General features: G+C 55.3%; 24 protein-coding genes, 2 tRNA genes and 2 riboswitches. Of the genes, 3 read left to right on the top strand and 23 right to left on the bottom strand.

The features are described from left to right. Positions 1-385 precede the first annotated feature (385 nt). The 23 genes from MYS68_RS30340 to MYS68_RS30230 form a co-directional block, all read right to left on the bottom strand. Positions 386-796 (bottom strand): F0F1 ATP synthase subunit epsilon, encoded by a 411-nt coding sequence (locus MYS68_RS30340; RefSeq protein WP_248929375.1) that lies wholly within the window; start codon positions 794-796, stop codon positions 386-388. Between the two features lie 128 nt (positions 797-924). After that, positions 925-2331: a F0F1 ATP synthase subunit beta gene (gene atpD, locus MYS68_RS30335; RefSeq protein WP_248929374.1), complete on the bottom strand. Its 1407-nt coding sequence runs from the start codon at positions 2329-2331 to the stop codon at positions 925-927. Between the two features lie 82 nt (positions 2332-2413). Beyond that, positions 2414-3274: an ATP synthase F1 subunit gamma gene (gene atpG, locus MYS68_RS30330; protein ID WP_248929373.1), complete on the bottom strand. Its 861-nt coding sequence runs from the start codon at positions 3272-3274 to the stop codon at positions 2414-2416. Positions 3275-3397: 123 nt separating this feature from the next. After that, positions 3398-4912 carry a F0F1 ATP synthase subunit alpha gene (gene atpA / locus MYS68_RS30325; RefSeq protein ID WP_248929372.1) on the bottom strand — a complete coding sequence of 505 codons (1515 nt, stop codon included), beginning with the start codon at positions 4910-4912 and terminating at the stop codon, positions 3398-3400. Positions 4913-4930: 18 nt separating this feature from the next. Continuing rightward, positions 4931-5482, bottom strand: a complete 552-nt coding sequence (locus tag MYS68_RS30320) for a F0F1 ATP synthase subunit delta (RefSeq protein WP_248929371.1) — start codon at positions 5480-5482, stop codon at positions 4931-4933. Then, the gene (gene atpF / locus MYS68_RS30315) at positions 5479-5964 is read right to left on the bottom strand and encodes a F0F1 ATP synthase subunit B (protein WP_248929370.1); all 486 of its coding nucleotides are present in this window, start codon (positions 5962-5964) and stop codon (positions 5479-5481) included. Before atpF ends, MYS68_RS30320 begins: the two co-directional genes overlap by 4 nt. A 105-nt stretch (positions 5965-6069) precedes the next feature. Then, on the bottom strand, positions 6070-6288 hold the full coding sequence (gene atpE, locus MYS68_RS30310) for a F0F1 ATP synthase subunit C (RefSeq protein WP_248929369.1): 219 nt from the start codon (positions 6286-6288) through the stop codon (positions 6070-6072). A gap of 70 nt (positions 6289-6358) precedes the next feature. Next, on the bottom strand, positions 6359-7126 hold the full coding sequence (gene atpB, locus MYS68_RS30305) for a F0F1 ATP synthase subunit A (RefSeq protein WP_248929368.1): 768 nt from the start codon (positions 7124-7126) through the stop codon (positions 6359-6361). Positions 7127-7162: 36 nt separating this feature from the next. Beyond that, on the bottom strand, positions 7163-7543 hold the full coding sequence (locus MYS68_RS30300; protein ID WP_248929367.1) for an ATP synthase subunit I: 381 nt from the start codon (positions 7541-7543) through the stop codon (positions 7163-7165). Continuing rightward, positions 7536-7769, bottom strand: coding sequence for an AtpZ/AtpI family protein (locus MYS68_RS30295; RefSeq protein ID WP_248929366.1), 234 nt, complete (start codon positions 7767-7769; stop codon positions 7536-7538). The genes MYS68_RS30300 and MYS68_RS30295 overlap by 8 nt, the downstream gene beginning before the upstream one ends. 180 nt (positions 7770-7949) lie before the next feature. Then, complete coding sequence (gene wecB / locus MYS68_RS30290) at positions 7950-9092, bottom strand: non-hydrolyzing UDP-N-acetylglucosamine 2-epimerase (RefSeq protein ID WP_248929365.1); 1143 nt, start codon at positions 9090-9092, stop codon at positions 7950-7952. A 35-nt stretch (positions 9093-9127) separates the two neighbouring features. Beyond that, entirely contained in the window at positions 9128-9757 is a 630-nt protein-coding gene (upp, locus tag MYS68_RS30285) for a uracil phosphoribosyltransferase (RefSeq protein ID WP_248929364.1), read from the bottom strand. Between the two features lie 603 nt (positions 9758-10360). Beyond that, a complete protein-coding gene (locus MYS68_RS30280) occupies positions 10361-11608 on the bottom strand; it encodes a serine hydroxymethyltransferase (protein ID WP_248929363.1) in 1248 nt (415 codons plus the stop codon). Between the two features lie 45 nt (positions 11609-11653). Further along, on the bottom strand, positions 11654-12217 hold the full coding sequence (locus MYS68_RS30275; protein WP_248931059.1) for a TIGR01440 family protein: 564 nt from the start codon (positions 12215-12217) through the stop codon (positions 11654-11656). Between the two features lie 117 nt (positions 12218-12334). Next, the gene (gene rpiB, locus MYS68_RS30270; protein ID WP_248929362.1) at positions 12335-12793 is read right to left on the bottom strand and encodes a ribose 5-phosphate isomerase B; all 459 of its coding nucleotides are present in this window, start codon (positions 12791-12793) and stop codon (positions 12335-12337) included. Positions 12794-12903: 110 nt separating this feature from the next. Further along, positions 12904-12984: riboswitch (ZMP/ZTP riboswitch) on the bottom strand. A 75-nt stretch (positions 12985-13059) separates the two neighbouring features. Continuing rightward, positions 13060-13641: a low molecular weight protein arginine phosphatase gene (locus MYS68_RS30265; protein WP_248929361.1), complete on the bottom strand. Its 582-nt coding sequence runs from the start codon at positions 13639-13641 to the stop codon at positions 13060-13062. 109 nt (positions 13642-13750) lie between these two features. Further along, positions 13751-14305: a manganese efflux pump MntP gene (locus MYS68_RS30260; RefSeq protein ID WP_248931058.1), complete on the bottom strand. Its 555-nt coding sequence runs from the start codon at positions 14303-14305 to the stop codon at positions 13751-13753. A gap of 71 nt (positions 14306-14376) precedes the next feature. After that, positions 14377-15423 (bottom strand): L-threonylcarbamoyladenylate synthase, encoded by a 1047-nt coding sequence (locus MYS68_RS30255; RefSeq protein WP_248929360.1) that lies wholly within the window; start codon positions 15421-15423, stop codon positions 14377-14379. A gap of 40 nt (positions 15424-15463) precedes the next feature. After that, entirely contained in the window at positions 15464-16318 is an 855-nt protein-coding gene (spoIIR, locus tag MYS68_RS30250) for a stage II sporulation protein R (RefSeq protein WP_248929359.1), read from the bottom strand. Positions 16319-16403: 85 nt separating this feature from the next. Beyond that, on the bottom strand, positions 16404-17315 hold the full coding sequence (prmC, locus tag MYS68_RS30245; RefSeq protein WP_248931057.1) for a peptide chain release factor N(5)-glutamine methyltransferase: 912 nt from the start codon (positions 17313-17315) through the stop codon (positions 16404-16406). A gap of 29 nt (positions 17316-17344) precedes the next feature. Then, positions 17345-18421 carry a peptide chain release factor 1 gene (gene prfA, locus MYS68_RS30240; RefSeq protein ID WP_248929358.1) on the bottom strand — a complete coding sequence of 359 codons (1077 nt, stop codon included), beginning with the start codon at positions 18419-18421 and terminating at the stop codon, positions 17345-17347. A 48-nt stretch (positions 18422-18469) separates the two neighbouring features. Continuing rightward, positions 18470-19570, bottom strand: coding sequence for a redox-regulated ATPase YchF (ychF, locus tag MYS68_RS30235; RefSeq protein WP_248929357.1), 1101 nt, complete (start codon positions 19568-19570; stop codon positions 18470-18472). Positions 19571-19722: 152 nt separating this feature from the next. Next, the gene (locus MYS68_RS30230; protein WP_248929356.1) at positions 19723-20436 is read right to left on the bottom strand and encodes a PilZ domain-containing protein; all 714 of its coding nucleotides are present in this window, start codon (positions 20434-20436) and stop codon (positions 19723-19725) included. A gap of 108 nt (positions 20437-20544) precedes the next feature. Next, a riboswitch (cyclic di-GMP riboswitch) is annotated at positions 20545-20636 on the bottom strand. 192 nt (positions 20637-20828) lie between these two features. Between MYS68_RS30230 and tadA the strand changes: the two genes are divergently transcribed. From tadA to MYS68_RS30215, 3 genes are all read left to right on the top strand, one after another. Next, a complete protein-coding gene (gene tadA / locus MYS68_RS30225) occupies positions 20829-21356 on the top strand; it encodes a tRNA adenosine(34) deaminase TadA (protein WP_275983554.1) in 528 nt (175 codons plus the stop codon). An 85-nt stretch (positions 21357-21441) separates the two neighbouring features. Next, positions 21442-21518 (top strand) — tRNA-Arg (locus tag MYS68_RS30220). Positions 21519-21547: 29 nt separating this feature from the next. Further along, positions 21548-21621, top strand: a tRNA-Pro gene (locus MYS68_RS30215). The last annotated feature ends 16 nt before the right edge of the window (positions 21622-21637 follow it).

Here is a 21637-nt window from a genome sequence, read left to right as displayed (position 1 = left end):
AGCCCCCCCTAAACAAGATGACCGAGCGTCACAATGGGGAATGAAAATGGGCGCCATCGTCTATTTTCCCATCAAATCCCCCCACCGGGGGGACCCCAGGCGCTCAGGCGCCCTGGACCCGCCCGCCGGGAGTTACTGCTCGCTGCTGGTTCGCGTCTGTCCGGCATGGATTTTTTACCTTCGGATAAAAATCCTATGCCGGACACGCTTAACTTTTGGAGCGCTGATGCGGGAGTTGATGCGTGCCTCGGGCTCGCGTTTGTCTGTCCATGGTTTTGCTCACGCAAAACCTATGGCCAGACCCGCTTAACTTCGTTGTACGATGCTATAGGAGACACCCCAAAAATACAAAAAAACGGAGAACCTCACGGTCTCCGTTTTTTTATTATTTATTTCCACGCTCGTATACATCAATCCGGTTCATCGCTCTTTGGAGCGCCAGCTCGGCGCGGCGGAAATCGATCTCGTCGCGTTTGGCGGCAAGACGCTGTTCCGCGCGTTCCTTGGCGGATCTGGCCCGGTCTACGTCGATTTGCTCAGGCAATTCGGCACTCTCGGCCAAAATCACAACTTTGTCCTTGCGCACTTCCATAAATCCGCCGTGAACGGCGATGTAGGCGTCCGGGCTTCCGCTTTTTTTCACGGTCAACGGAGCTACTTTCAAAGGAGTGACAAGAGGAATATGATTCGGCAAGATACCAAGCTCGCCTTCCGCACCCTTTACGATGATCATGTTCGCGTCTTCCGCGTACACTTTACGCTCGGGGGTTACTATTTCAAGCAGGAAAGTACTCACTTGGATTCCTCCTAAGAACTTTTCCGGAGGAAAAGTTCACATCGTAAGCATAAGCTGAGTTTGCGTTAGCAAACTCACTTCGTAAGGATAGGCTGAACATTCGTCGGAATGTTCACTTCGTAAGCAAATTACAGCGTCTTCGCTTTGGCGATCGCGTCTTCAATCGTGCCGACGTTATGGAACGCCGGTTCCGGAAGATCGTCGTGTTTGCCTTCAAGGATTTCCTTGAAGCTGCGCACGGTTTCTTTAACCGGTACGTAGATGCCCGGGATGCCGTTGAACGCTTCGGCCACGTGAAGCGGCTGCGAAAGGAACAGCTGGATGCGGCGGGCGCGGCGAACGACCAATTTGTCTTCGTCGGACAACTCGTCCATACCCAGGATCGCGATGATATCGAGAAGCTCTTTATAGCGCTGCAAAATTCTCTTCACGCCTTGAGCGACTTGGTAATGTTCTTCGCCGAGAATTTCCGGAGTCAAAATCCGGGAAGACGAAGCGAGCGGGTCAACGGCCGGGAAAATACCCATTGCCGCGATGTTACGCTCCAGGTTCGTCGTTGCGTCCAAGTGGGCGAATGCCGTTGCCGGAGCCGGGTCGGTATAGTCGTCCGCCGGAACGTAGATCGCCTGGATCGACGTAACGGAACCTTTTTTCGTGGAGGTGATCCGCTCTTGCAATTGGCCCATCTCGGTGGCCAGCGTCGGCTGGTAACCAACCGCGGAAGGCATACGGCCGAGAAGAGCGGACACTTCGGAACCCGCTTGGGTAAAGCGGAAGATGTTGTCGATAAACAGAAGCACGTCGCGGCCTTCCTGGTCACGGAAGTATTCCGCCATGGTCAAACCGGTCAAAGCTACGCGAAGACGCGCGCCTGGCGGCTCGTTCATCTGGCCGAACACCATCGCCGTTTTAGCGATAACGCCGGAGTCTTTCATTTCATGGTACAAGTCGTTACCTTCACGAGTTCTTTCACCTACGCCTGCGAATACGGAAATACCGCCGTGTTCTTGAGCGATGTTGTGAATGAGCTCCTGCATCGTAACGGTTTTACCTACGCCCGCACCGCCGAACAGACCGATTTTACCACCCTTGGCATACGGAGCGATCAGGTCGATAACTTTAATACCCGTTTCAAGAATTTCCGCTTGTGTCGACAAGTTCTCGAACGACGGAGCCGGCTTATGAATCGGGCTCGTCATCGAACGGTCTACGTTCATGTCGCCGTCAATCGGATCACCAAGTACGTTAAATACGCGGCCGAGCGTGGCCGGACCTACCGGTACGCTGATCGGCACGCCCAAGTCAACAGCTTCCGCACCGCGGATCAAACCGTCCGTGGAAGACATCGCCACGCAGCGAACCATGTTGTCGCCGAGGTGAACCGCTGTTTCAACGGTCAGGTTGATATCGCGCTCTTTGTCGTTTTGGGCTTTTCTTTCGATCTTGATCGCATTTAAAATTTCGGGGAGATGTCCACGTTCGAACTCGATGTCGACAACCGGCCCCGTTACATTCACAACGCGCCCTTTGCTCATGTTTTACCTCCTAAAAGTTTTGCTCTGGCAAAACTTACTTCGTAAGGATATGCTTTAGAAGCTCAAAATCCATTCATCCGAACTACGCCTGCGCGTTAGCTCCCGCAATGATCTCCATAATTTCCTGAGTGATGGAAGCCTGACGGGCACGGTTATAGGACAGCGTCAGCGTAGTGATCATTTTCTTCGCGTTCTTCGTAGCGTTGTTCATCGCCGTCATCCTTGCGCCGTGTTCGCTCGCTTTCGAATCGAGCAGCGCGCTGTAGATGAGCGTTTCCGCATATTTCGGCAGCAGCACCTCAAGTACGCCTTCCGCGGACGGCTCGTATTCGTAATTCGTTACGGGAGCGCCGCTTTTGACTTCTTCGAGCGGAAGCAGCCGTTTTACCCGAGGAATTTGCGTTGCTGCGTTTTTGAACTCGTTGTACACCAGGTAAAGCTCGTCGTAGCTGCCGTTTTCGAAGTTGCCTACCGCCGCCGAAGTAATCGTTTTGATGTCCGCGAACGTCGGTGAATCCGATAAACCGGTCACCTCATCCACGATGGTGATGTTTCGTTTGCGGAAGAAGTCTCTTCCTTTGCGTCCGATCACAAAAACGACATAGTCATTCGGAGAGCTGTGTCTCTCCTGAATTTCCGTCATCAATTTACGAAGCAAATTTCCGTTAAAACCGCCGGCCAAACCGCGGTCCGAGGTGATGACCAGATAACCGGTTTTCTTGATCTCGCGACTTTGCAGCATCGGGTGTTTCACACCCTTCGTCCCTGCTGCGATGCTCGCGATAACTTCCTTCATCTTGTCGGAGTACGGGCGCGCCGCTTCTGCCGCTTGCTGGGCTCTTCTCAGCTTCGCCGCCGATACCATCTCCATGGCCCGCGTAATTTGCATCGTATTTTTCTTGGAATTGATTTGGCGCTTTATTTCGCGCATACCTTTTGCCATGCCTGCTCACCTGCCTCTCGAAGCTTTTCTCCAAGGGAGAAGCCGTTCTCTATGCATAGGCTGTTCGCCCATAAACGAAAGCACCGAGCTTCCCGCACGAGAAGCTCCGGTGATTCACTTTATTTATGCCGAAGGAGCAAATCCTTTTTTGAACTGCGCAATCGCATCTTTCAGAGCATTTTCGTTATCCGCGGTCAAATCGTTCGTATCGCGGATACTTGCGAAAATTTCCGGACGGTTCGAGTCCACATAAGCGAGGAACTCGGCTTCAAAACGGCGTACGTCTTGAACCGGCAACTCGTCCAGGTGACCTCTGGTTACGACATAAATCGCCACAACCTGCTTCTCAACCGGCATAGGCTGGGCTACGCCCTGCTTCAGCAGCTCGAGGGTACGCAGACCGCGGTTCAAGCGGTTTTGCGTCGCTTTATCCAAATCGGAGCCGAACGCGGCAAACGCTGCGAGCTCGCGGTATTGCGCAAGGTCGGTTTTGAGCGTACCGGCAACCTTTTTCATCGCTTTGATTTGTGCAGAGCTACCTACGCGGGATACGGAGATACCGACGTTAACCGCCGGACGTTGACCCGAATAGAACAGATCCGCTTCAAGGAAAATCTGACCGTCCGTAATCGAGATGACGTTCGTAGGAATGTATGCGGACACGTCGCCTGCTTGCGTCTCGATGAACGGCAGTGCCGTCAAGGAACCTGCGCCAAGCTCGTCGCTCAGCTTCGCAGCGCGCTCCAGCAAACGGGAGTGCAGATAGAATACGTCACCCGGATAAGCTTCCCGGCCCGGAGGACGGCGGAGCAGCAGGGACAACTCGCGGTATGCAGCCGCTTGCTTGGTCAAGTCGTCGTAGATGATCAGAACGTGCTCGCCTTTGTACATGAAGTACTCGCCCATTGCGCAGCCTGCATACGGAGCCAGCCACAGCATCGGGGACGGCTCGGATGCACTCGCCGTTACAACGATCGTATAGTCGAGTGCGCCGGCTTTACGCAGCGTTTCGACAACGCCGACGACGGTGGATTGCTTTTGGCCGATCGCGACGTAAATACATTTTACGCCGTTGCCTTTTTGGTTGATGATCGTGTCGAGCGCGATCTGGGTTTTACCGGTTTGACGGTCGCCGATGATCAGCTCGCGCTGACCGCGGCCGATCGGGATCATCGCGTCGATCGCTTTGATACCGGTTTGCATCGGTTCGTGAACCGATTTACGGGCCATAACGCCCGGTGCTGGAGATTCGACCGGACGGAAATGCGTCGTTTCGATCGGGCCTCTGCCGTCGACCGGCTGTCCGAGCGCGTTGACAACGCGGCCCAGCATAGCTTCGCCTACCGGAACTTCCATGATGCGGCCCGTGCGGCGAACCTGATCGCCTTCGCGGATATCCGTGAAAGGTCCCAAGATAACGATACCGACGTTGCTTTCTTCCAGGTTGAACGCGTAACCGAGTACGCCGTTGGAGAACTCAAGCAGCTCGCCGGCCATGACGTTTTCCAAACCGTGCGCGCGCGCAATACCGTCACCGACTTGAATGACCGTACCGACTTCAACGACTTCCAATTCGGATTTATAGTTTTCAATCTGCTGTTTAATCAGCGTGCTGATTTCATCAGGTCTGATACTCAACGAACCTCACCCCTATTCTCACAGTGCTTGAGATTGATTCAAAACTTTTTGTATACGTTGTAATTTGCCGGACAAGCTTCCGTCGTACAGACGGTCACCGATGCGCACCTGAATGCCGCCCAGCAAGCTCTTGTCGATCACGGAATCCACGCGAATCGTTTTGCCCGTGATTTTACCGAACTGGTCCTTTATTTGCGACAGCTCGGTTTCCGAAAGCTCAAACGGCGTATAGACGGTGGCATTCGCTTGCCCCAGCGCCTCATTGGCAATATCGGTAAAATACAATTTGAGCGCACCCAGAATGTCTTCGCGCCCGCGGTCGACGAGCAGCTGCAGCGTATTGTACACCATGTCGGAGACATTGTTTTCAAACAGCTGCTTCAACAGGCCTTTTTTCACATCCACGTCGATGCCGGGATGCTGGACCAGCTTCTGCAGATCGCGATTGCTGTCGAATGCCGCAGAAACGGCGCGAAGCTCTTCTTCCACCTGAGATACGGCGTTACGTTCCTTCGCCACTTCGAAAAGCGCTCTGGCGTAACGCTTCGCTACGTTCAAGTCCCGGCTCATAGATTGCCCCCTACCTCTTTCAGGTAATGGTCAACCAACTGCTCCTGTGACTTTTCATCGATTTGCTTTTCGATAATTTTCGAAGCGATCAATACGGACATGGCGCTTACTTGAGCGCGCAGCGATGCGACCGCTTTGTTCTTCTCGTTCTCGATATCGCGAAGCGCTTCATCCTTCAAGCGGGACGCTTCCGCTTTCGCTTGCTGAATGATCTCATCCGCTTGCTTGGAGCTGGTAGCTCGAGCCTGATCCAAAATTTCTTTAGCTTCGTTTCGAGCTTGCTGAATGGCTTCTTTTTGCTCGGCGAGCAGTTGCTCAGCCGCTTTGCGGTTTTGCTCCGCCTGCTGGATTTGTTCGGTAATGTGCGTTCTGCGCTGCTCCATAATGCCAAATAGAGGCCCGAAAGCATACTTCTTGAGCAGAAGATACAAAATCCCGAAGGAAATTATCGCAATAAAAAACGTTGACGGAATAAAATTCATCCAAGGTCACTCCCTTCTGAGAGGTTTACATTCTGAGTCGATCACTTCGCATGAAAAGCCCTAGGCAAAACGAAGGCGAGAGCGTAAGGCCCCGCCACCTGAAACTTATCTCAAAACGAAAGTGAACAGCAAGGCGAATACGAGGGAGATAACCGGCAATGCTTCGACAAGACCTACACCGATAAACATCGTCGTTTGCAAAGTACCGCGAAGCTCCGGCTGACGGGAAATACCTTCGATTGCGCGACCTACGATCAAACCGTTACCGATACCTGCGCCAAGCGCACCCAAACCGATAGCAACTGCTGCAGCAAGAAATTCCATGGATAAAATCCTCCTCAAATGTCATTAGATTTTTATTTTTTGATCTCATCGGATCCGTAGATCCGCTAGATTAATGCTCGTCCCCATGCTCTGTCGCCTGGGAGATATAAACCATAGTCAAAATCGTAAACACGAACGCCTGGATTGCGCCTACGAAAACCGAGAAGCCTTGCCATACGATAAGCGGGATGATGCCCACCCAACCGGCCATCAAGATGACGGAAATCAGCACCTCGCCGGCGTAAATGTTACCGAATAGACGAAGACCGAGTGTCAAAAGCTTGGACACCTCTTTGATCACGTTCAGCGGGAACATCGCCCAATGCGGTTCCACATAGTGCTTCAAGTAGTGATGCGTGTTTCTCGTAAGCCCCAGGAAGTGTACCATCACGATTATCATGGCAGCGAGGCCCATCGTCACAGCAACGTCGGCCGTAGGCGATTTCCAGAAGGAAAGCGCGATATGCTTGCCGGTTTCGTGAGCATGATGCAGTTCTTCCGCCGTAATGCCGAAGATCGGCATCGGCTCTGTCACCTCGAATGCGATACCGAACGGTAAGCCCAACATGTTTCCTACGAAAATAAACATAATCAGCGTAATGCCCAGCATCAAAAACGACTTGCCCTTTTTCATATCCATCGTGCTGGCGATTAGACCGGAGACAAAATCAACCACCCATTCGAGAAAGTTTTGCATTTTGCCCGGATTGTTCACAGACAGCCGGCTTGTGCCGAGGCGCGCCAAAATCAAGACGATTATGCTGGTGACCACAATCATGATGATGCTGGATAAATCAAAGCGGATCCCGCCAAGTGTAATTATCGGCAGTTCATGCATGCAGTATTTCACCCCTTTCCGCAGAATAATGTGAACCTACTTACGTTGCTTAAAATTTGAAATAATGCCCAGTAGGAGTGTTGCCAACTGTGCGAAAAATAATCCTGCCAGCGTGGTAGAAAATGCAAACTGCTGCTGGAATCTATAGCAAACCAGGATGGCTAGCAGCGAAGTTGAGGCGCGAGTGATAAAGCCCATGTTGATCTTGCGGTTCGACTTCTCCATGACCGCTTTCGTGAGCTGCTCGATCTTCCACGCCAAGTAGCGGGCGTTGATCATGCTGACGCAGGTACCCAAAATCAGACCGGCCATGTAAGGGCGGTGCTGCGGCACTAACGCCCAACCCATGAAGCAGAAGGACAAAAAAAAGAACGCCATGCGTTGAACCGTTTTCAGATGGGCGGAGAAATCATCCATTAGAGCCCCCTGTATACTTGCGAAGAATGAGGATGACGCTGAACACGCCGACAAGGAAGCCGAGCATAATCCCGCCTACGATCAGAATCGGTTTGCCGCCTGCCCATTCACTCGCAAGCTGCCCTAACCAATACCCGGCGAGCATGCAGACGACCAGATCCGCCCCGATGGCGCTGACAAGCGCAACCGCTCGCCAAGGATTATCCTGAGAAGGTGGTTTTTGCATACGGAACCCTTCCCTTCCTTAAATCCTAGTTTATTTTATCGAAGTAAAGTTCCTTTTGTCAATGATGGACTGATCTTCCAGCGCCATGACAAAAATCACAAAAACATTGATGGATCAAGGTTTTTGTGATTTTTAAACCAGACAGTACAACTGTATGCTGTAATGTTTGTCATGATATTGTCACGGTTGGAACGGAAGAGGGCGCTTTTCAAGCTTGCCGAAATGGTACAAAATGGCTTCTACAATGCGCTCGGACGCTTTTCCGTCTCCATAAGGGTTGGCAGCCTTGCTCATTTTGTCGTACAGCGTTTTGTCGGTCAGCAGTGCGCGAGCCCGGTCGAAAACCTTGTCTTCATCGGTGCCCACAAGCTCCAGCGTGCCGGCCTTGATTCCCTCGGGACGTTCCGTCGTTTCACGCAGCACCAGCACCGGTACGCCGAACGAAGGCGCCTCCTCCTGCAGTCCCCCGGAATCGGTCAAAATCATGTACGTATGAGGATACAGGTTATGCACCTCGACAACGTCCAGCGGTTCGGTCAGCATGATGCGCGGATGACCGCCCAGAAGTTCATGCGCCGGTCCTTTTACCGCAGGACTTAAATGCACCGGGTACACGATCGCGATATCTTCGAATTCATCGGCCAATCTCCGTACGGCACGAAAAATTTGACGGTGCGGTTCGCCCTGCGATTCCCTGCGGTGTGCGGTCATAAACACCAGCCGCTTTCCTTTGGCCCAGTCGAGAATCGGGTGCCGGAAATCTTTTTTCACCGTGTACCGGAAAATGTCCGTCGCCGTATTGCCGGTGATGTAAATATGCTGCTCCGGTTTGTTCTCACTGCGAAGATTGCCTGCCGACCAGTCCGTCGGCGCAAAATGCAGGTCGCAGAGCACGCCGGTCAGCTGGCGATTCATTTCCTCCGGATACGGCGAAAGCTTGTTCCAGGTGCGCAGCCCCGCTTCAACGTGACCGATCGGAATTTGCTGCAGAAATGCGGCATAGCTGGCCAGGAACGTGGTGCTTGTATCGCCGTGCACGAGAATCAGGTCGGGTTTTTCTTCGCGGAAAACCGGCTCCAGCCCTTGCAGCACGCGGATCGCCACCTCGTTCAGCGACTGGCCCGGCTTCATGACGTTCAAATCGTAATCCGGCTTGATCTCGAACAATTCGAGCACGCGGTCCAGCATCTCCCGGTGCTGGGCGGTGACGCAGACGAGCGACTCGATATGCTCCGGATGTCTTTGCAGCTCCAGAACAAGCGGGGCCATCTTGGTCGCTTCCGGTCTCGTGCCGAAAATCGTCATCACTTTGATTTTGCTCATGCGCTCTATCCCCTTAGCTTATATTGGTTCGCTTATTATTTCGTTCCGAACAGACGGTCTCCCGCGTCCCCTAAGCCTGGGACGATATAACCGTGATCGTTCAAATAATCGTCGATGGCAGCTACGTAAATATCGACGTCCGGATGAGCTTTCTGCACCGCTTTGACACCTTCGGGCGCAGCGATCAGGCACATCAGCTTAATCTGCGTGCAGCCGCGTTTTTTCAGCGCCTCGATGGCCGCATTCGCCGATCCCCCGGTCGCCAGCATCGGATCGATGACGATGAGCAGACGCTCCTGCACGTCGGTCGGCAGCTTCAGGTAATATTCCACCGGCTGCAGCGTATCCGGGTCGCGGTACAAACCGACATGTCCTACCTTGGCTGCGGGCAGCAGCTTCAAGATCCCGTCCACCATGCCGAGCCCGGCCCGCAATATCGGTATCAGCCCGAGCATTCTTCCGGAAATGACGCGGCATTCGGCCATCGCTACGGGGGTTTTGACCTGCACCTTTTCAAGCGGGATGTCCCTTGTTATTTCGTACGCCATCAGCGTCGCCACTTCGTCGACCAGCTCGCGGAAATCCTTCGTTGTAGTGTTCTCCTCGCGTATGTACGTCAGCTTGTGCTGGATAAGCGGATGGTCGCAAACGAATACTTTTCCCATGCTTTGTTTCCCCCTGAAAAATAGGACGGTTTGTCCAAAATCTCGTTTATTATATCATAAGCTGCGGGAAATATCCTACTGCCGTAAGCAGTCCCCTAGCACCACCCCCTAAATCCCCCTTAAAGGGGGACCCCAGGCGCCCCAAGCGCCCTGGACCCGCCCGCCGGGAGCAGCTGCATGCTTCTAATTCGCGTTTGTCCGGCATGGATTTTATCGCCTTCGGTCGAAAAATCCTATGCCGGACACGCTTTACTTTTGGCGCGATACGGTGGGAGTTTCAGAGTGCCACGGGCTCGCGTATGACGGGATGGATTTCGCTGACGCGAAATCCTATGCCGCCACGCTCCACTTTTCTGCTAAGCCTAACCCTAACCTTCAACACATTACATCCGCATACACTTACACTCAAAACTCATCGTAATCTTCTAAGCTTCAAAACATGTACAAACAAAATTTCAGCAAAAAAAACAGTTATGCACACGTGGATACCTTTTGTTTCTAATTATCCACAATTTATCCCCAGATTGCACAATGTTTATCCACATGGTTGGCAAAATAAAAAGCCGGCGTTTCTGTGGAAGAAACGCCGGCTGTGAAAGCTGATTAATAGGCCAGACCCGGATAGAGAGGGAACTGGGAAGTCAGATCTTTGACCATGCCGCGCACTTTGTCGTGTACGGAGGAGTCGGTCGGGTTTTTCAAAGTCAAAGAAATGATTCGAGCGATCGTTTTCATCGCGTTTTCGTCCATGCCGCGGGAAGTCGCTGCTGGTGTGCCGACGCGAATGCCGCTTGTGACAAACGGGCTGGTCGGGTCGAACGGAATCGCGTTTTTATTGACGGTCACGCCGACTTCGTCCAGCAGGTGCTCGGCATCTTTACCGCTGATGTTCAGGTTGCGCAGATCGATCAGCATCAGGTGGTTGTCCGTGCCGCCGGAAACGAGGTTGATGCCTTCGGCCATCAGCGCTTCGGACAATGCCTTCGCGTTGTTCACGACTTGCTGTGCGTACGTTTTGAACTCCGGCTGCAGCGCTTCGCCGAAGGAAACGGCTTTCGCGGCGATGATGTGCATCAGCGGGCCGCCTTGGCTGCCCGGGAACACCGCTTTATCGATTGCTTGCGCCCACGGCTTGCGGCACAGGATCATGCCGCCGCGCGGACCGCGCAGCGTTTTGTGCGTGGTCGTCGTCACGAAGTGGGAGTGCGGCACCGGGTTCGGGTGCAGCCCGGCTGCAACGAGACCGGCGATATGCGCCATGTCGACCATGAGCAGCGCGCCCACGTCATTTGCGATTTGGCCGAGCGCTTCGAAATCGATGATGCGCGGATAAGCGCTCGCACCGGCTACGATCATGCGGGGCTTGTGCTTGAAAGCCGCTTTGCGGACTTCGTCGTAATCGATGCGGGCGTCTTTTTCGCTGACGCCGTAGGCGACGAAGTTGTACAAAATGCCGGATGCGTTCACCGGGCTGCCGTGCGTCAAGTGGCCGCCATGCGCCAAGTTCATGCCGAGAACGGTATCGCCGGAGTTCAGCGCAGCCAGATAAACAGCCATGTTCGCCTGCGCGCCGGAGTGAGGCTGCACGTTCGCGTGATCGGCGCCGAACAGTTCTTTCGCGCGATCGCGTGCGATGCTTTCCACGATGTCGACGTATTCGCAGCCGCCATAGTAACGGCGATTCGGGTAACCTTCGGCGTACTTGTTCGTCAGCACGGTGCCCATCGCTTCCAAAACAGCTTGGCTAACGAAGTTTTCGGAGGCGATCAGCTCGATTTTATCGCGCTGGCGGCCGAGCTCCAGATTCATGGCTTCTACGATTTTCGGATCGGTTTTACGCAAATGTTCCACAGGGTTTCCTCCTCAAAATAGATAAATGCTCGTATCAAGTAACGATTAATCGCAAGTAACGTCCTGCTTGGCGGATTCCAGTTCATACACCGCCCGCGCTCCGCCGATCAGCTTCGGCCTTGTAAAAGCCGCCGTGACCCGCGCCTGCCCGACGAAGCGGATCGAGGGGCGAAACGGCACCGCGACCCGGCGCAAATGCATGCCGATCAGCGTCTCGCCGATATCGATTCCGGCGTGCGCCTGAATCGTCTCGACCACGCGGGCATCGGCCCACTGCCGGAACGCGTATGAAGCCATCGAACCTCCGGCCTTCGGCACGGGGACGACGGATACGGGCTCGAGCTGCGGGTACCGTTCCAGCAAAGCGGATTCGACCACGAGCGCGCGGTTCAAATGCTCGCAGCATTGATATGCCGGGTAGAAACCGGCGTCCTGCCGAACCTTTTCCACCGCAGCGAAAATATGCCTGGCCACATCCACCGTACCGGATGTGCCGATACGCTGGCCGAGCACCTCGCTGGTGCTTGTCCCGATAACGACGATGTGCCCGTTCCGAATCCCGCCCGCCTGCACGAGCTCTCGCAAAATTTGCTCGACGTGCAGCGCAATGTCGGCGGCATGGCCCGCAAAATCGGCGAACTGCTCCGTGGACGGGGCCGGTACGCCAGCGGCATCATTTATAGGATTGCTGTTCAATTAAGCCCGCCTCCTTTCCGCACAAAGCGATTAAGGATGAAGCGTATGTTTTTCTTCCAGCTGCTTCACTTTATTGACGCGGTTTTTATGGCGTTCTCCCTGGGAAAACTCCGTCTCGAGCCAAATCTTGACGATTTCCTGGGCCACGCCGGGTCCGATCACACGCTCGCCTAACGAAAGCACGTTGGAATCGTTGTGTTCGCGCGTCGCCTTCGCGGAAAACAAATCGTGCACAAGCGCGCAGCGGATACCGGGAATTTTGTTGGCGGCAATCGTCATGCCGATGCCCGTTCCGCAAATCAGAATACCTTTGTCCGCCTCGCCGGAAACAACTTGACCGCATACCTCAGATGCGTAGTCGGGGTAATCGACCGATTCAGGCCCGAAAGCGCCGAAATCTTTTACCTCGTGTCCGAGCGATTGGATAAAACCGACCAGTTCGTCCTTCAGCCGGTAACCGGCATGATCCGCACCAATGGCAATTTTCATAAATGTCGCCCTCCTGAATATACATGGGATACGGCTAGTATAACCTAAACATGCCTCTACAGACGAAAAAAAGAGCATCACGCCCGTTCTGCAAGAACGATAAGCGCAAGCTCTTTTGCCCAGGCGACCGGCCGTATGTCCCGATGCTCCACTGTGGTTCATTCCACGCGTCGCCAGTTACACCGGGTCCCTTGATTGCTTATTTTCATCATAGCTCAATCGGAAGCATGTGTAAAGATGCAATCGGGAAAGCTTTCGTCTATTTTTCATGAAAAAGATTCCAACTTGCGGATCAGCTTGTGCAGGCTCCGCTCGATTTCTTCGGCGCTTTTGCGGTACGTCGTCAGCGAACCTCCGAAGGGATCGGCGATATCGTAGCTCGGCAGCTTCCGCTGCAGCTCCGTCATCCGGGAACGCTCGTCATCGGTGATCGGCTGGGCGAGCGCCTGCTTCATCTGCGCGTCGGCATAAAGCCGCTCTATTTCGGCAACAGCCTCCAGCTCGGCGGGATCGTCCAGCGTATACTCTTTGAGTGTAAATATTTTATCCACCGCTTCGGGAAAAAGCTGAATCGCATGCCGCTTGTGGCTTTGGGTCATCGTCAGCACCAGATCGGCCCAGTCAAGCAAATCTCCGGTTAGCGGCGACGCCTTGTGCGGCTCCTTGATCCCTTTTTCCCGCAAAATCGTCGCCGTATGGTCGGAGGCCGGCGCACCTTCATAAGCGGCGACTCCCGCCGATCTCACTTCGATAGCCAGACCCCGTTCGCGGGCAAGCTGGCGAAGCATCCCTTCGGCAAGCGGACTGCGGCAAGTGTTGCCGGTACAGATGAACAAAATATGCTTCATGGCGATGATCCCCCCTTTTGCAGCGAAAGTCTCGCCTTATTCACTCCAACATCTATTTTACCCTAATTGACGGCAATTATGGAACCCGGCTCAGCGGGCCCGGGATCGTTTACAACAAAAATTTGATTCCGAACGCTAGCAGGATGACTCCGCCGAACGCTTCGCCATACTCGCCGATCCAATGGCCGACTCGGCGGCCGAGCAAAAGTCCGATGATCGACATCGCTCCGCCGAACGAACCGAACATCAGTACGGTCAGCAGCAGATCCGTGGAAAACATGCCGAGCGAAACGCCGACGGAAAACGAATCGATGCTGACGCTGAGGCTGAATACGATGATTCCCCAAAAGGTGCGGTGATCGAACGATCGAACCTCGTCGCCTTTGACGGAGCTGTATACCATATGCGCGCCGAGCAGCAGCAGCAGCACGCCGCCGATCATCGTCGCCACATCGCCGAGCAGCGTGCTGACGTATTGCCCGGTGAACATTCCCATCAGCGGCATGATCATATGAAATAACGCGATGACCACGCTGATTTTCAGGATATCCCACAGGCGAATCCCCCTCATGCCGATACCCAGCCCCAGCGAAAGCGCGTCCAGTCCCAGGGCGATGGCCATGACAAGGATCGTAATGAGCTGGCCCCATTGATAGGGCGTCATGATTTCCAAGGTTCAACTCCCCCTGTCCACTGTTCCTAACCAGAATATGCGGACAAGGGGACAAACATGCCTTAAGTTTGGACGACCCGGCCGCCGGCCGCTTTCCGCAGCCGGTTCATGATCGCGGCGCCTAGCCCCTCCTCCGGGCAGCCCTGCGCAACGATGAAGGTGACGCCTTCTTCGTCAAAACGCCTCAGCGCATCGTACAGGCGATGCGCGAGCTGCTCGAGGCCGCGGCCGCTCTCCAGCACGCAGTCGGCGTCAAGCTGCGCCGCCGCGCCGGTGAACGCGAGCGCGCCGGTTGTCTCGCCCGCGGCTTTGGCCTGGGCGAGCTCCTGGCGCATGCGGGCGACGACGGCCGCCTCGCTTGCGCCCTGCACGACCACCATGCGGCCCTGCGGCGCGTAGTGGGTGTACTTCATCCCCGGCGAGCGCGGCGCTTCGCCGGGCTGCACCTCGCGGGCGCTGTCTTCGACATGCGCGCCCGGCAGAGCTGCGCGCAGCGCGGCGGCCGTCACGCCGCCCGGGCGCAGGATATGCACGCCGCCGCCGGAGACGGCGACGACCGTGGACTCGAGCCCGACGCCGGTCGGGCCGCTGTCCACGATGCCGCCGATGCGACCGCCGAGATCCTCGCGCACGTGCTCCGCGCGCGTCGGGCTCGGACGCCCCGAGCGGTTGGCGCTGGGCGCGGCGACCGGGCAGCCGGCCGCATCGATCAGCGCGAGCGCGACCGGGTGCGCCGGCATGCGCACGCCGACCGTGTCCAGCCCCGCGGTCACAAGCGGCGACAGCACGCCGGGCCGGGCGGGCAGCACGATCGTCAGCGGGCCGGGCCAGAAGGCGTCGATCAAACGGCAAACGGTCTCATCGTACGGGAGGACAAGCCCGTCCAATTGAGACCGGTGAGCGATATGTACGATGAGAGGGTTGTCCGACGGACGGCCCTTGGCGGTGAAAATCGCCTGAACCGCTTCGGTGTTCGTCGCGTCGGCTCCGAGGCCGTACACCGTTTCCGTCGGAAACGCGACGGTCTGCCCTTCGCGGAGCAGGCCGGCCGCTTCGCGGATGGCCTGCCCGTCGGGTTTTTCGGGGTCGACCTGCCAATAGTTCGTCATGAGGAGGTATCTCCTTTGTTTACGTATAGGATTATCGGTATCAAGCAAACAGCTTTTTCAGCATGTCCCACACGAAGAAATGGATTTCCGGCTGCGGCTGCGACGCTTTAACGGTTTGTGACGTGTCGGAGGCAGTTTTGCCTTTAGCGCCGCTCTCTTTCGCGGAAGCGGCTATGTTTTCGCCGGAACCGACTTTACCGCCGCCGGAGGCTTTTTCCGTAGCGTTCTTGCCGGAAGCGGCTTTCCCGGGTGCCTTTCCCGAATCCGCCCCTTGCCCTTGATTGCCCGCTGCGCTTGCCGTACCACGGGCATTCTGCCCCGCCTGTCCGGCCGCCGGCTCTTCCCGCTCCGCAGCCTGCTTCGCTTCCACATCTTTTTTCGCTACGATCTGTCCGCCCATGAAGCACAGCGGCGGGAACAACACGCACCACCAGTTTTGGCCTTCGCCTTTGCCGAGCGTCACACGCAGCGCTTCATATTGTCCGGCCGGATAAACCTTCGTTCCGACGGTTTTCGCCGGGAACGGAACCGTATCCAGCTCGACTTTCGCATCGTATCCGAATCCGCGGTCATGCAGAGTGTCGTTGCTCAGCTGCTCCAGCTCGCCCAACCGAGCGCGAATCATCTCGCGCGCCTGTTCGATCGTTTGCGGACCTTCCGCCCATGTGCGGATCTCTGCAAAAATCGCGTCACGCACTTCGCGTTTCACCCATTGATCGGCCACCGAATCCGAATTCGCCAAGATGCGAATGCGGATCGAGTCCTTCGGAATGTCCTGCTGAATGAGGGCGGAAGCTTGCATTTTCGTCGATTCCCAGCTCATCATCATCACGATAAGTGCAAAAGCGATATAAGCGAGACGTCTGACCGACATCGAATAAGCTTGCTTGACCATAGCGGCTAACCCCTTCCGAAACTGTCATTCTTGCCTCATAGCATCAGTATGGGCAGAACCGGAAAGGGTTAAACCTATGAATCTATCATTTTTTTCGGATTGCTAGAATGTGCCGGTCGATGCCCGCCAGATCCGGGATGATCCGCAGCTCATCCCAATCCGCGGCCTTGCCGAGCATGTCGGCGATTGCGGGCGCCTGACCTTGGCCGTACTCGAACGCGACAAGCCGCGGCATACGCGGAAGCTGGGGCAGCTGCTCCGTCAGCCGGCGGTACGGGTCCAGCCCGTCGACACCGCCGACGAGCGCGGTCACGGGCTCGTGCAGCCGTACCTCCGGCTGCAGCCCGGGCAGCTCATCCGCCGCAATATACGGCGGATTCGAAACGACTGCGTCCAAGGCGACCCGTCGTTCGATGAACGGCATGAGCAGGTCTCCTTGGACGAAGTTGATGCGCGCCGTCACGCCGTGGCGCGCCGCATTGCGCCGCGCGACCTCGAGCGCGGCGGCGGAGATGTCCGAGCCGGCGAAGCTCCAGCTCGGGCACTGCACCGCGGCGGTGACGGCGATCGCGCCGCTGCCGGTGCCGATGTCGGCGACGAGCGGCGCGCCGTCCGGCCACAACCCGCGTCCGGCGCGGACGACCGCCTCGACGAGCAGCTCCGTCTCGGGGCGCGGGATGAGCACCGCCGGCGTGACCTCGAAGGGGAGCCCGTAAAACTCCTGCTCCCCTATAATATACTGCACCGGCTCACCTGCCGCCTTGCGCCGGAGCATTTCCCGCCATGCTGCCTCCCGCTCCGGCCCCGGTGCGAGAGGCTCGCTCCAGCGGAGCAGCAGCGCGGTCTTGTCCAGCCCGAGCAGGTGCATCAGCAAGAGCTCGGCACAGCCGGCGGCGTCCTGCACCCCCGCCGCCCGTAAAAAAGAAGAAGCCTCTGCGAAGGCTTCCCGAATGGTCACTGTCTGTCCGTTTTCCCGTACTGTACGCCGATCGCTCATCGCGGCATCGCCTCGGTCCCGGCCGTCTGTCATACGGCCTCTCCTCTTTCATCCAGACCTTCGGTTTGCGCCGCTATCGTGAGCGCTCCGATGATTTCTTCCATATCGCCGTTCAGCACCGCATCCAGCTTATGCAGCGTCAGGCCGATCCGGTGATCGGTCACCCGGCTTTGCGGGAAGTTGTACGTGCGGATCCGTTCGCTGCGGTCGCCGGTGCCGACCTTGCTTTTCCGCTCGCCGGCGTATTTCTCCTGCTCTTCCTGCAGCTGCTTCTCGTAAATCCGCGCGCGCAGAACCTGCAGCGCCTTTTCCTTGTTCGAGTTTTGCGATTTGCCGTCCTGGCACGTCGCCACGATCCCCGTCGGAATATGCGTCACGCGCACGGCCGACTTCGTCGTGTTGACGGACTGACCGCCCGCACCGCTGGAACAAAACGTATCGACGCGAATGTCGTTTTCGTTGATTTCGATTTCGACTTCCTCCGCCTCCGGCATGACCACGACGGTCGAAGTTGAGGTGTGGATACGCCCTCCGGATTCGGTCACCGGAATCCGCTGCACGCGGTGAGCGCCGCTCTCGTATTTGAGCTTGCTGTAGGCGCCTTTGCCGGTGATCATAAACACGATTTCCTTGAATCCGCCCAAATCGCTCGCATTCATGTCCAGCACTTCGGTTTTCCAGCCTTGGGAATCGGCATATTTCGTATACATGCGGTACAGATCGGCCGCGAACAGCGCCGCCTCGTCTCCGCCCGCCGCGCCGCGGATCTCCACAATGACGTTTTTGTCGTCGTTCGGGTCTTTCGGCAGCATCAGAATGTGAAGCCGGTCCTCCAGCTGCTGCTTGCGTTCGGACAACTCGTCAAGCTCCATCTTCACCATCTCGCGCATCTCGTCGTCGAGCTTCTCGCCTAGCATCTCTTTCGCCGCATCCAGCTGCTGCACGACGCTTTTATATTCGGTATAAGCTTCGTATGCTTCCTGCATATCCGACTGCTCCTTCGAATACTCGCGCAGCCGCTTCGGATCGCTCGCTACATCCGGATCGCACAGAAGTTCGCTCAGCTTTTCATATCGGTCGGCCAATGCCTGCAATTTATCCAACATGTGGATTCACCTCCTGTTGCTCATTCTATATATATTATACATGATCCGTTAAACGTTAAAACGGAAGTGCATGACATCTCCGTCCTGCACGACGTATTCCTTGCCTTCCAGACGGAGCAAACCTTTTTCTTTGGCCGCGTTCATCGAACCGCTTCCGACCAGATCCTCGTAGCCGACCACTTCCGCACGGATAAAGCCGCGTTCGAAATCGGTATGGATGACGCCTGCCGCCTGAGGAGCTTTCATGCCTTTGCGGATCGTCCAAGCGCGCACTTCCTGTACTCCGGCCGTAAAATACGTGTACAATCCGAGCAGCTTGTATGCCGCGCGGATGAGCCGGTTGAGGCCGGATTCCTGAATGCCGAGCTCCTCCAGGAACATCTCCTTGTCTTCGCCTTCCAGCTCGGCGATTTCCGCCTCCACCTTGGCGCTGATCGGAACGACCTCGGCGCCTTCCTGCGCCGCGTATTCGCGCACCTTCTGCACATACGGATTACCGTCCGCATTCGCCACTTCCGCTTCGCTGACGTTCGCCGCATACAGCACCGGCTTCATCGTGATCAGATGCAGATCGCGGAGGAGCAGCTTCTCTTCGTCGTCCAACTCGACGCTGCGCGCCGGCTTGTCGTTATAGAGCGCCTCTTTGATACGGTCCAGACATTCCACTTCCTGAGCGTATTTTTTGTCGCCGCCCTTCATATTTTTCCGCGAACGCTCAATACGCTTTTCAACGGATTCGATATCCGCCAAAATCAGCTCCAGATTGATCGTCTCGATATCGCTGATCGGATCGACCTTGCCGGAGACGTGCGTGATATTCTCATCCTGGAAGCACCGCACCACATGCACGATGGCGTCCACCTCGCGGATGTGCGCGAGAAATTTGTTGCCAAGCCCCTCGCCCTTGCTTGCGCCCTTCACGAGCCCGGCAATATCTACAAACTCGAACGCCGTCGGCACGATGCGGTTCGGCGTGACGATGTCGGCCAGCTTTTGCAGCCGCTCGTCCGGCACCTCAACGACGCCTACGTTCGGATCTATCGTACAGAAAGGATAGTTGGCCGACTCCGCCCCCGCCTGCGTAATCGCATTAAACAACGTCGATTTGCCCACGTTGGGAAGTCCGACAATACCACATGAAAGCCCCATATATTTAACAACTCCTCAAGTTTCAATAACGTCAAACACAACTATTATACATTTGCTCTTCTCTTTTCACAATAAATCTATCCATTTCCTTTCCAGGTGCGTTAAAAAAGCCCCGCCACCCGAATCAACGGTATGCGGAGCTTGCAAATAAGTTACTTGAACATACGTTTGGCCTGAGCTTCCTTTTTCTTGCTGAAATGCGTCTCCACCTGCTTTTTCAGCACAAATGCCCTGAGCGAATTCGCTTTGTCCCCGCTTAATTCGACGTATTTGGCGCCATAATAAACACCGCCCTGAGACGGTTCCTTGCGGATAATTTCGGCAATGCACGGAATCGGCATTCCGAGGTCCATCTCGATTTCAATTCGCATCTGCGGGTCCAATTGCACCTCGTGCCCCACCGTAAATCCAAGACCGCTTACACTGATATTCTCAATATTCAGCATAATGTCTTCATGTAGACCGCCAGCGGACGGCTCGGGAGAAATCAGCGAGCGGATGCGGCCTTCCTGCGATACCGGAACGCGGGGATGGTCCCTTTTTTCGGCAAAACGTTTCTGATTGCTCGGCGGATTGATGAACATTAAGGCTCCATGGTCTTTGGCAACGACGGTCGAACCGAACATGTAAATTCCGCCCGGCGAATAAACGGTTAATTTGACGCTGTCCCCAAGCTCGAATACGTTATAGTTGTTCAGTTCAACTTCAAGAATATCGCCTTCGGCGTACGACAATACTCCTGTGGACACATAATCGTTTTTCTCTACCACCGTTCGGCTGTTCAGCAAAATTCCAGCCGGACTTTGATATTTTTCCGGGGCAAACTCAAATTGGGCTTTTTTTCTGAACGCAGGCATCGACCTCATTACCAAAACCACCCTTCCTTATCGATATAGGAAAAAAGCCGCCTCCGGAATCGCCGAAGACAGCTTTGCACCGCCTCATGTACAGTACGAGCATACAGCACACGTTAACCCGGCAGCCAGGCTGTCATCGCTCCTCAATTGGAACCTTAGACCCTTTGACTTTGCGTCCTTGCCTTTCGGCAAGTTTGCTATTATCGGTATCTATATAGGTAATTGTTCCTATGAATATAGACTCAGTATATCGAGAAAAAAATCCGTTTTCAATAGGTTTTCAAACAATTTACATTGTTTTCATAATGACCGGATACAGTTTCGTTGCTTGAGATTCTACCCACAATCCCCTACAATAAAATGTGAATAATCCGCCGTTTATCCACAGGGTTATCCACAACATGTTAACAACGAATGCATGTTCGTTTCGTATCCACTATGCGTCCAGAGGTGCCGTTTTGCAGATACATACACATGAAATGTACATGAGGGAAGCTATAAAGGAAGCTCGTTTGGCGGAAGAAAAACAAGAGGTGCCCATAGGCGCGGTTATCGTTTGGAACGATCAAATCATCGGGCGCGGCCATAATTTGCGGGAAACCGCCGCGGACCCACTTGCCCATGCAGAGCTGCTGGCGATTCGCGAAGCCAGCGAATACCTTAAGGCCTGGCGGCTGACGGATTGCAGGCTGTACGTTACGCTTGAGCCTTGCCCGATGTGTGCCGGCGCGATCGTGCAATCCCGAATCAGTCAAGTGATTTACGGAACTCCGGACCCGAAGGCCGGCTGCGCAGGAACGCTTATGAATTTGCTGCAGGAGGAAAGGTTCAACCATCGTACGGAAGTCATAAGCGGGATTTTGCAGGAAGAATGCAGCTCCATGCTGACGCAATTTTTTCGCCGGCTTCGCGGGAAGAACATCCCGTGATTCCGCAGACGGCATGTAAATGGTGCCAACGCCCATAAAAGATCTTTACAATCTCTTTATGATGTGATATTATTAATTTCGCTGCGCGCCCGTAGCTCAGCAGGATAGAGCGACAGTTTCCTAAACTGCAGGTCGTACGTTCGAATCGTATCGGGCGCGCCATGCAGCTCGCTATATGCTTTTCAAATCTTCGAGACGTGGCTCAGCTTGGTAGAGCGCTTGGTTCGGGACCAAGAGGTCGCAGGTTCAAATCCTGTCGTCTCGATACTTTTCAAGACAAG

The sequence above is a fragment of the Paenibacillus hamazuiensis genome (assembly GCF_023276405.1).
Classification (GTDB): Bacteria; Bacillota; Bacilli; order Paenibacillales; family NBRC-103111; genus Paenibacillus_AF; species Paenibacillus_AF hamazuiensis.
Note: the sequence above shows the minus strand (reverse complement) of the source record. Positions and strands in the feature narration are given on the sequence as shown.

Bases quoted from the DNA above. Each gene is read 5' to 3' on its own strand.
- atpD (WP_248929374.1), bottom strand. From the start codon at position 2,331: ATGAGCAAAGGGCGCGTTGTGAATGTAACGGGGCCGGTTGTCGACATC.
- atpG (WP_248929373.1), bottom strand. From the start codon at position 3,274: ATGGCAAAAGGTATGCGCGAAATAAAGCGCCAAATCAATTCCAAGAAA.
- MYS68_RS30320 (WP_248929371.1), bottom strand. From the start codon at position 5,482: ATGAGCCGGGACTTGAACGTAGCGAAGCGTTACGCCAGAGCGCTTTTC.
- atpF (WP_248929370.1), bottom strand. From the start codon at position 5,964: ATGAATTTTATTCCGTCAACGTTTTTTATTGCGATAATTTCCTTCGGG.
- atpE (WP_248929369.1), bottom strand. From the start codon at position 6,288: ATGGAATTTCTTGCTGCAGCAGTTGCTATCGGTTTGGGTGCGCTTGGC.
- atpB (WP_248929368.1), bottom strand. From the start codon at position 7,126: ATGCATGAACTGCCGATAATTACACTTGGCGGGATCCGCTTTGATTTA.
- MYS68_RS30300 (WP_248929367.1), bottom strand. From the start codon at position 7,543: ATGGATGATTTCTCCGCCCATCTGAAAACGGTTCAACGCATGGCGTTC.
- MYS68_RS30295 (WP_248929366.1), bottom strand. From the start codon at position 7,769: ATGCAAAAACCACCTTCTCAGGATAATCCTTGGCGAGCGGTTGCGCTT.
- wecB (WP_248929365.1), bottom strand. From the start codon at position 9,092: ATGAGCAAAATCAAAGTGATGACGATTTTCGGCACGAGACCGGAAGCG.
- upp (WP_248929364.1), bottom strand. From the start codon at position 9,757: ATGGGAAAAGTATTCGTTTGCGACCATCCGCTTATCCAGCACAAGCTG.
- rpiB (WP_248929362.1), bottom strand. From the start codon at position 12,793: ATGAAAATTGCCATTGGTGCGGATCATGCCGGTTACCGGCTGAAGGAC.
- MYS68_RS30265 (WP_248929361.1), bottom strand. From the start codon at position 13,641: ATGAAGCATATTTTGTTCATCTGTACCGGCAACACTTGCCGCAGTCCG.
- MYS68_RS30260 (WP_248931058.1), bottom strand. From the start codon at position 14,305: ATGACGCCCTATCAATGGGGCCAGCTCATTACGATCCTTGTCATGGCC.
- MYS68_RS30255 (WP_248929360.1), bottom strand. From the start codon at position 15,423: ATGACGAACTATTGGCAGGTCGACCCCGAAAAACCCGACGGGCAGGCC.
- spoIIR (WP_248929359.1), bottom strand. From the start codon at position 16,318: ATGGTCAAGCAAGCTTATTCGATGTCGGTCAGACGTCTCGCTTATATC.
- prmC (WP_248931057.1), bottom strand. From the start codon at position 17,315: ATGAGCGATCGGCGTACAGTACGGGAAAACGGACAGACAGTGACCATT.
- prfA (WP_248929358.1), bottom strand. From the start codon at position 18,421: ATGTTGGATAAATTGCAGGCATTGGCCGACCGATATGAAAAGCTGAGC.
- ychF (WP_248929357.1), bottom strand. From the start codon at position 19,570: ATGGGGCTTTCATGTGGTATTGTCGGACTTCCCAACGTGGGCAAATCG.
- MYS68_RS30230 (WP_248929356.1), bottom strand. From the start codon at position 20,436: ATGAGGTCGATGCCTGCGTTCAGAAAAAAAGCCCAATTTGAGTTTGCC.
- tadA (WP_275983554.1), top strand. From the start codon at position 20,829: ATGTTAACAACGAATGCATGTTCGTTTCGTATCCACTATGCGTCCAGA.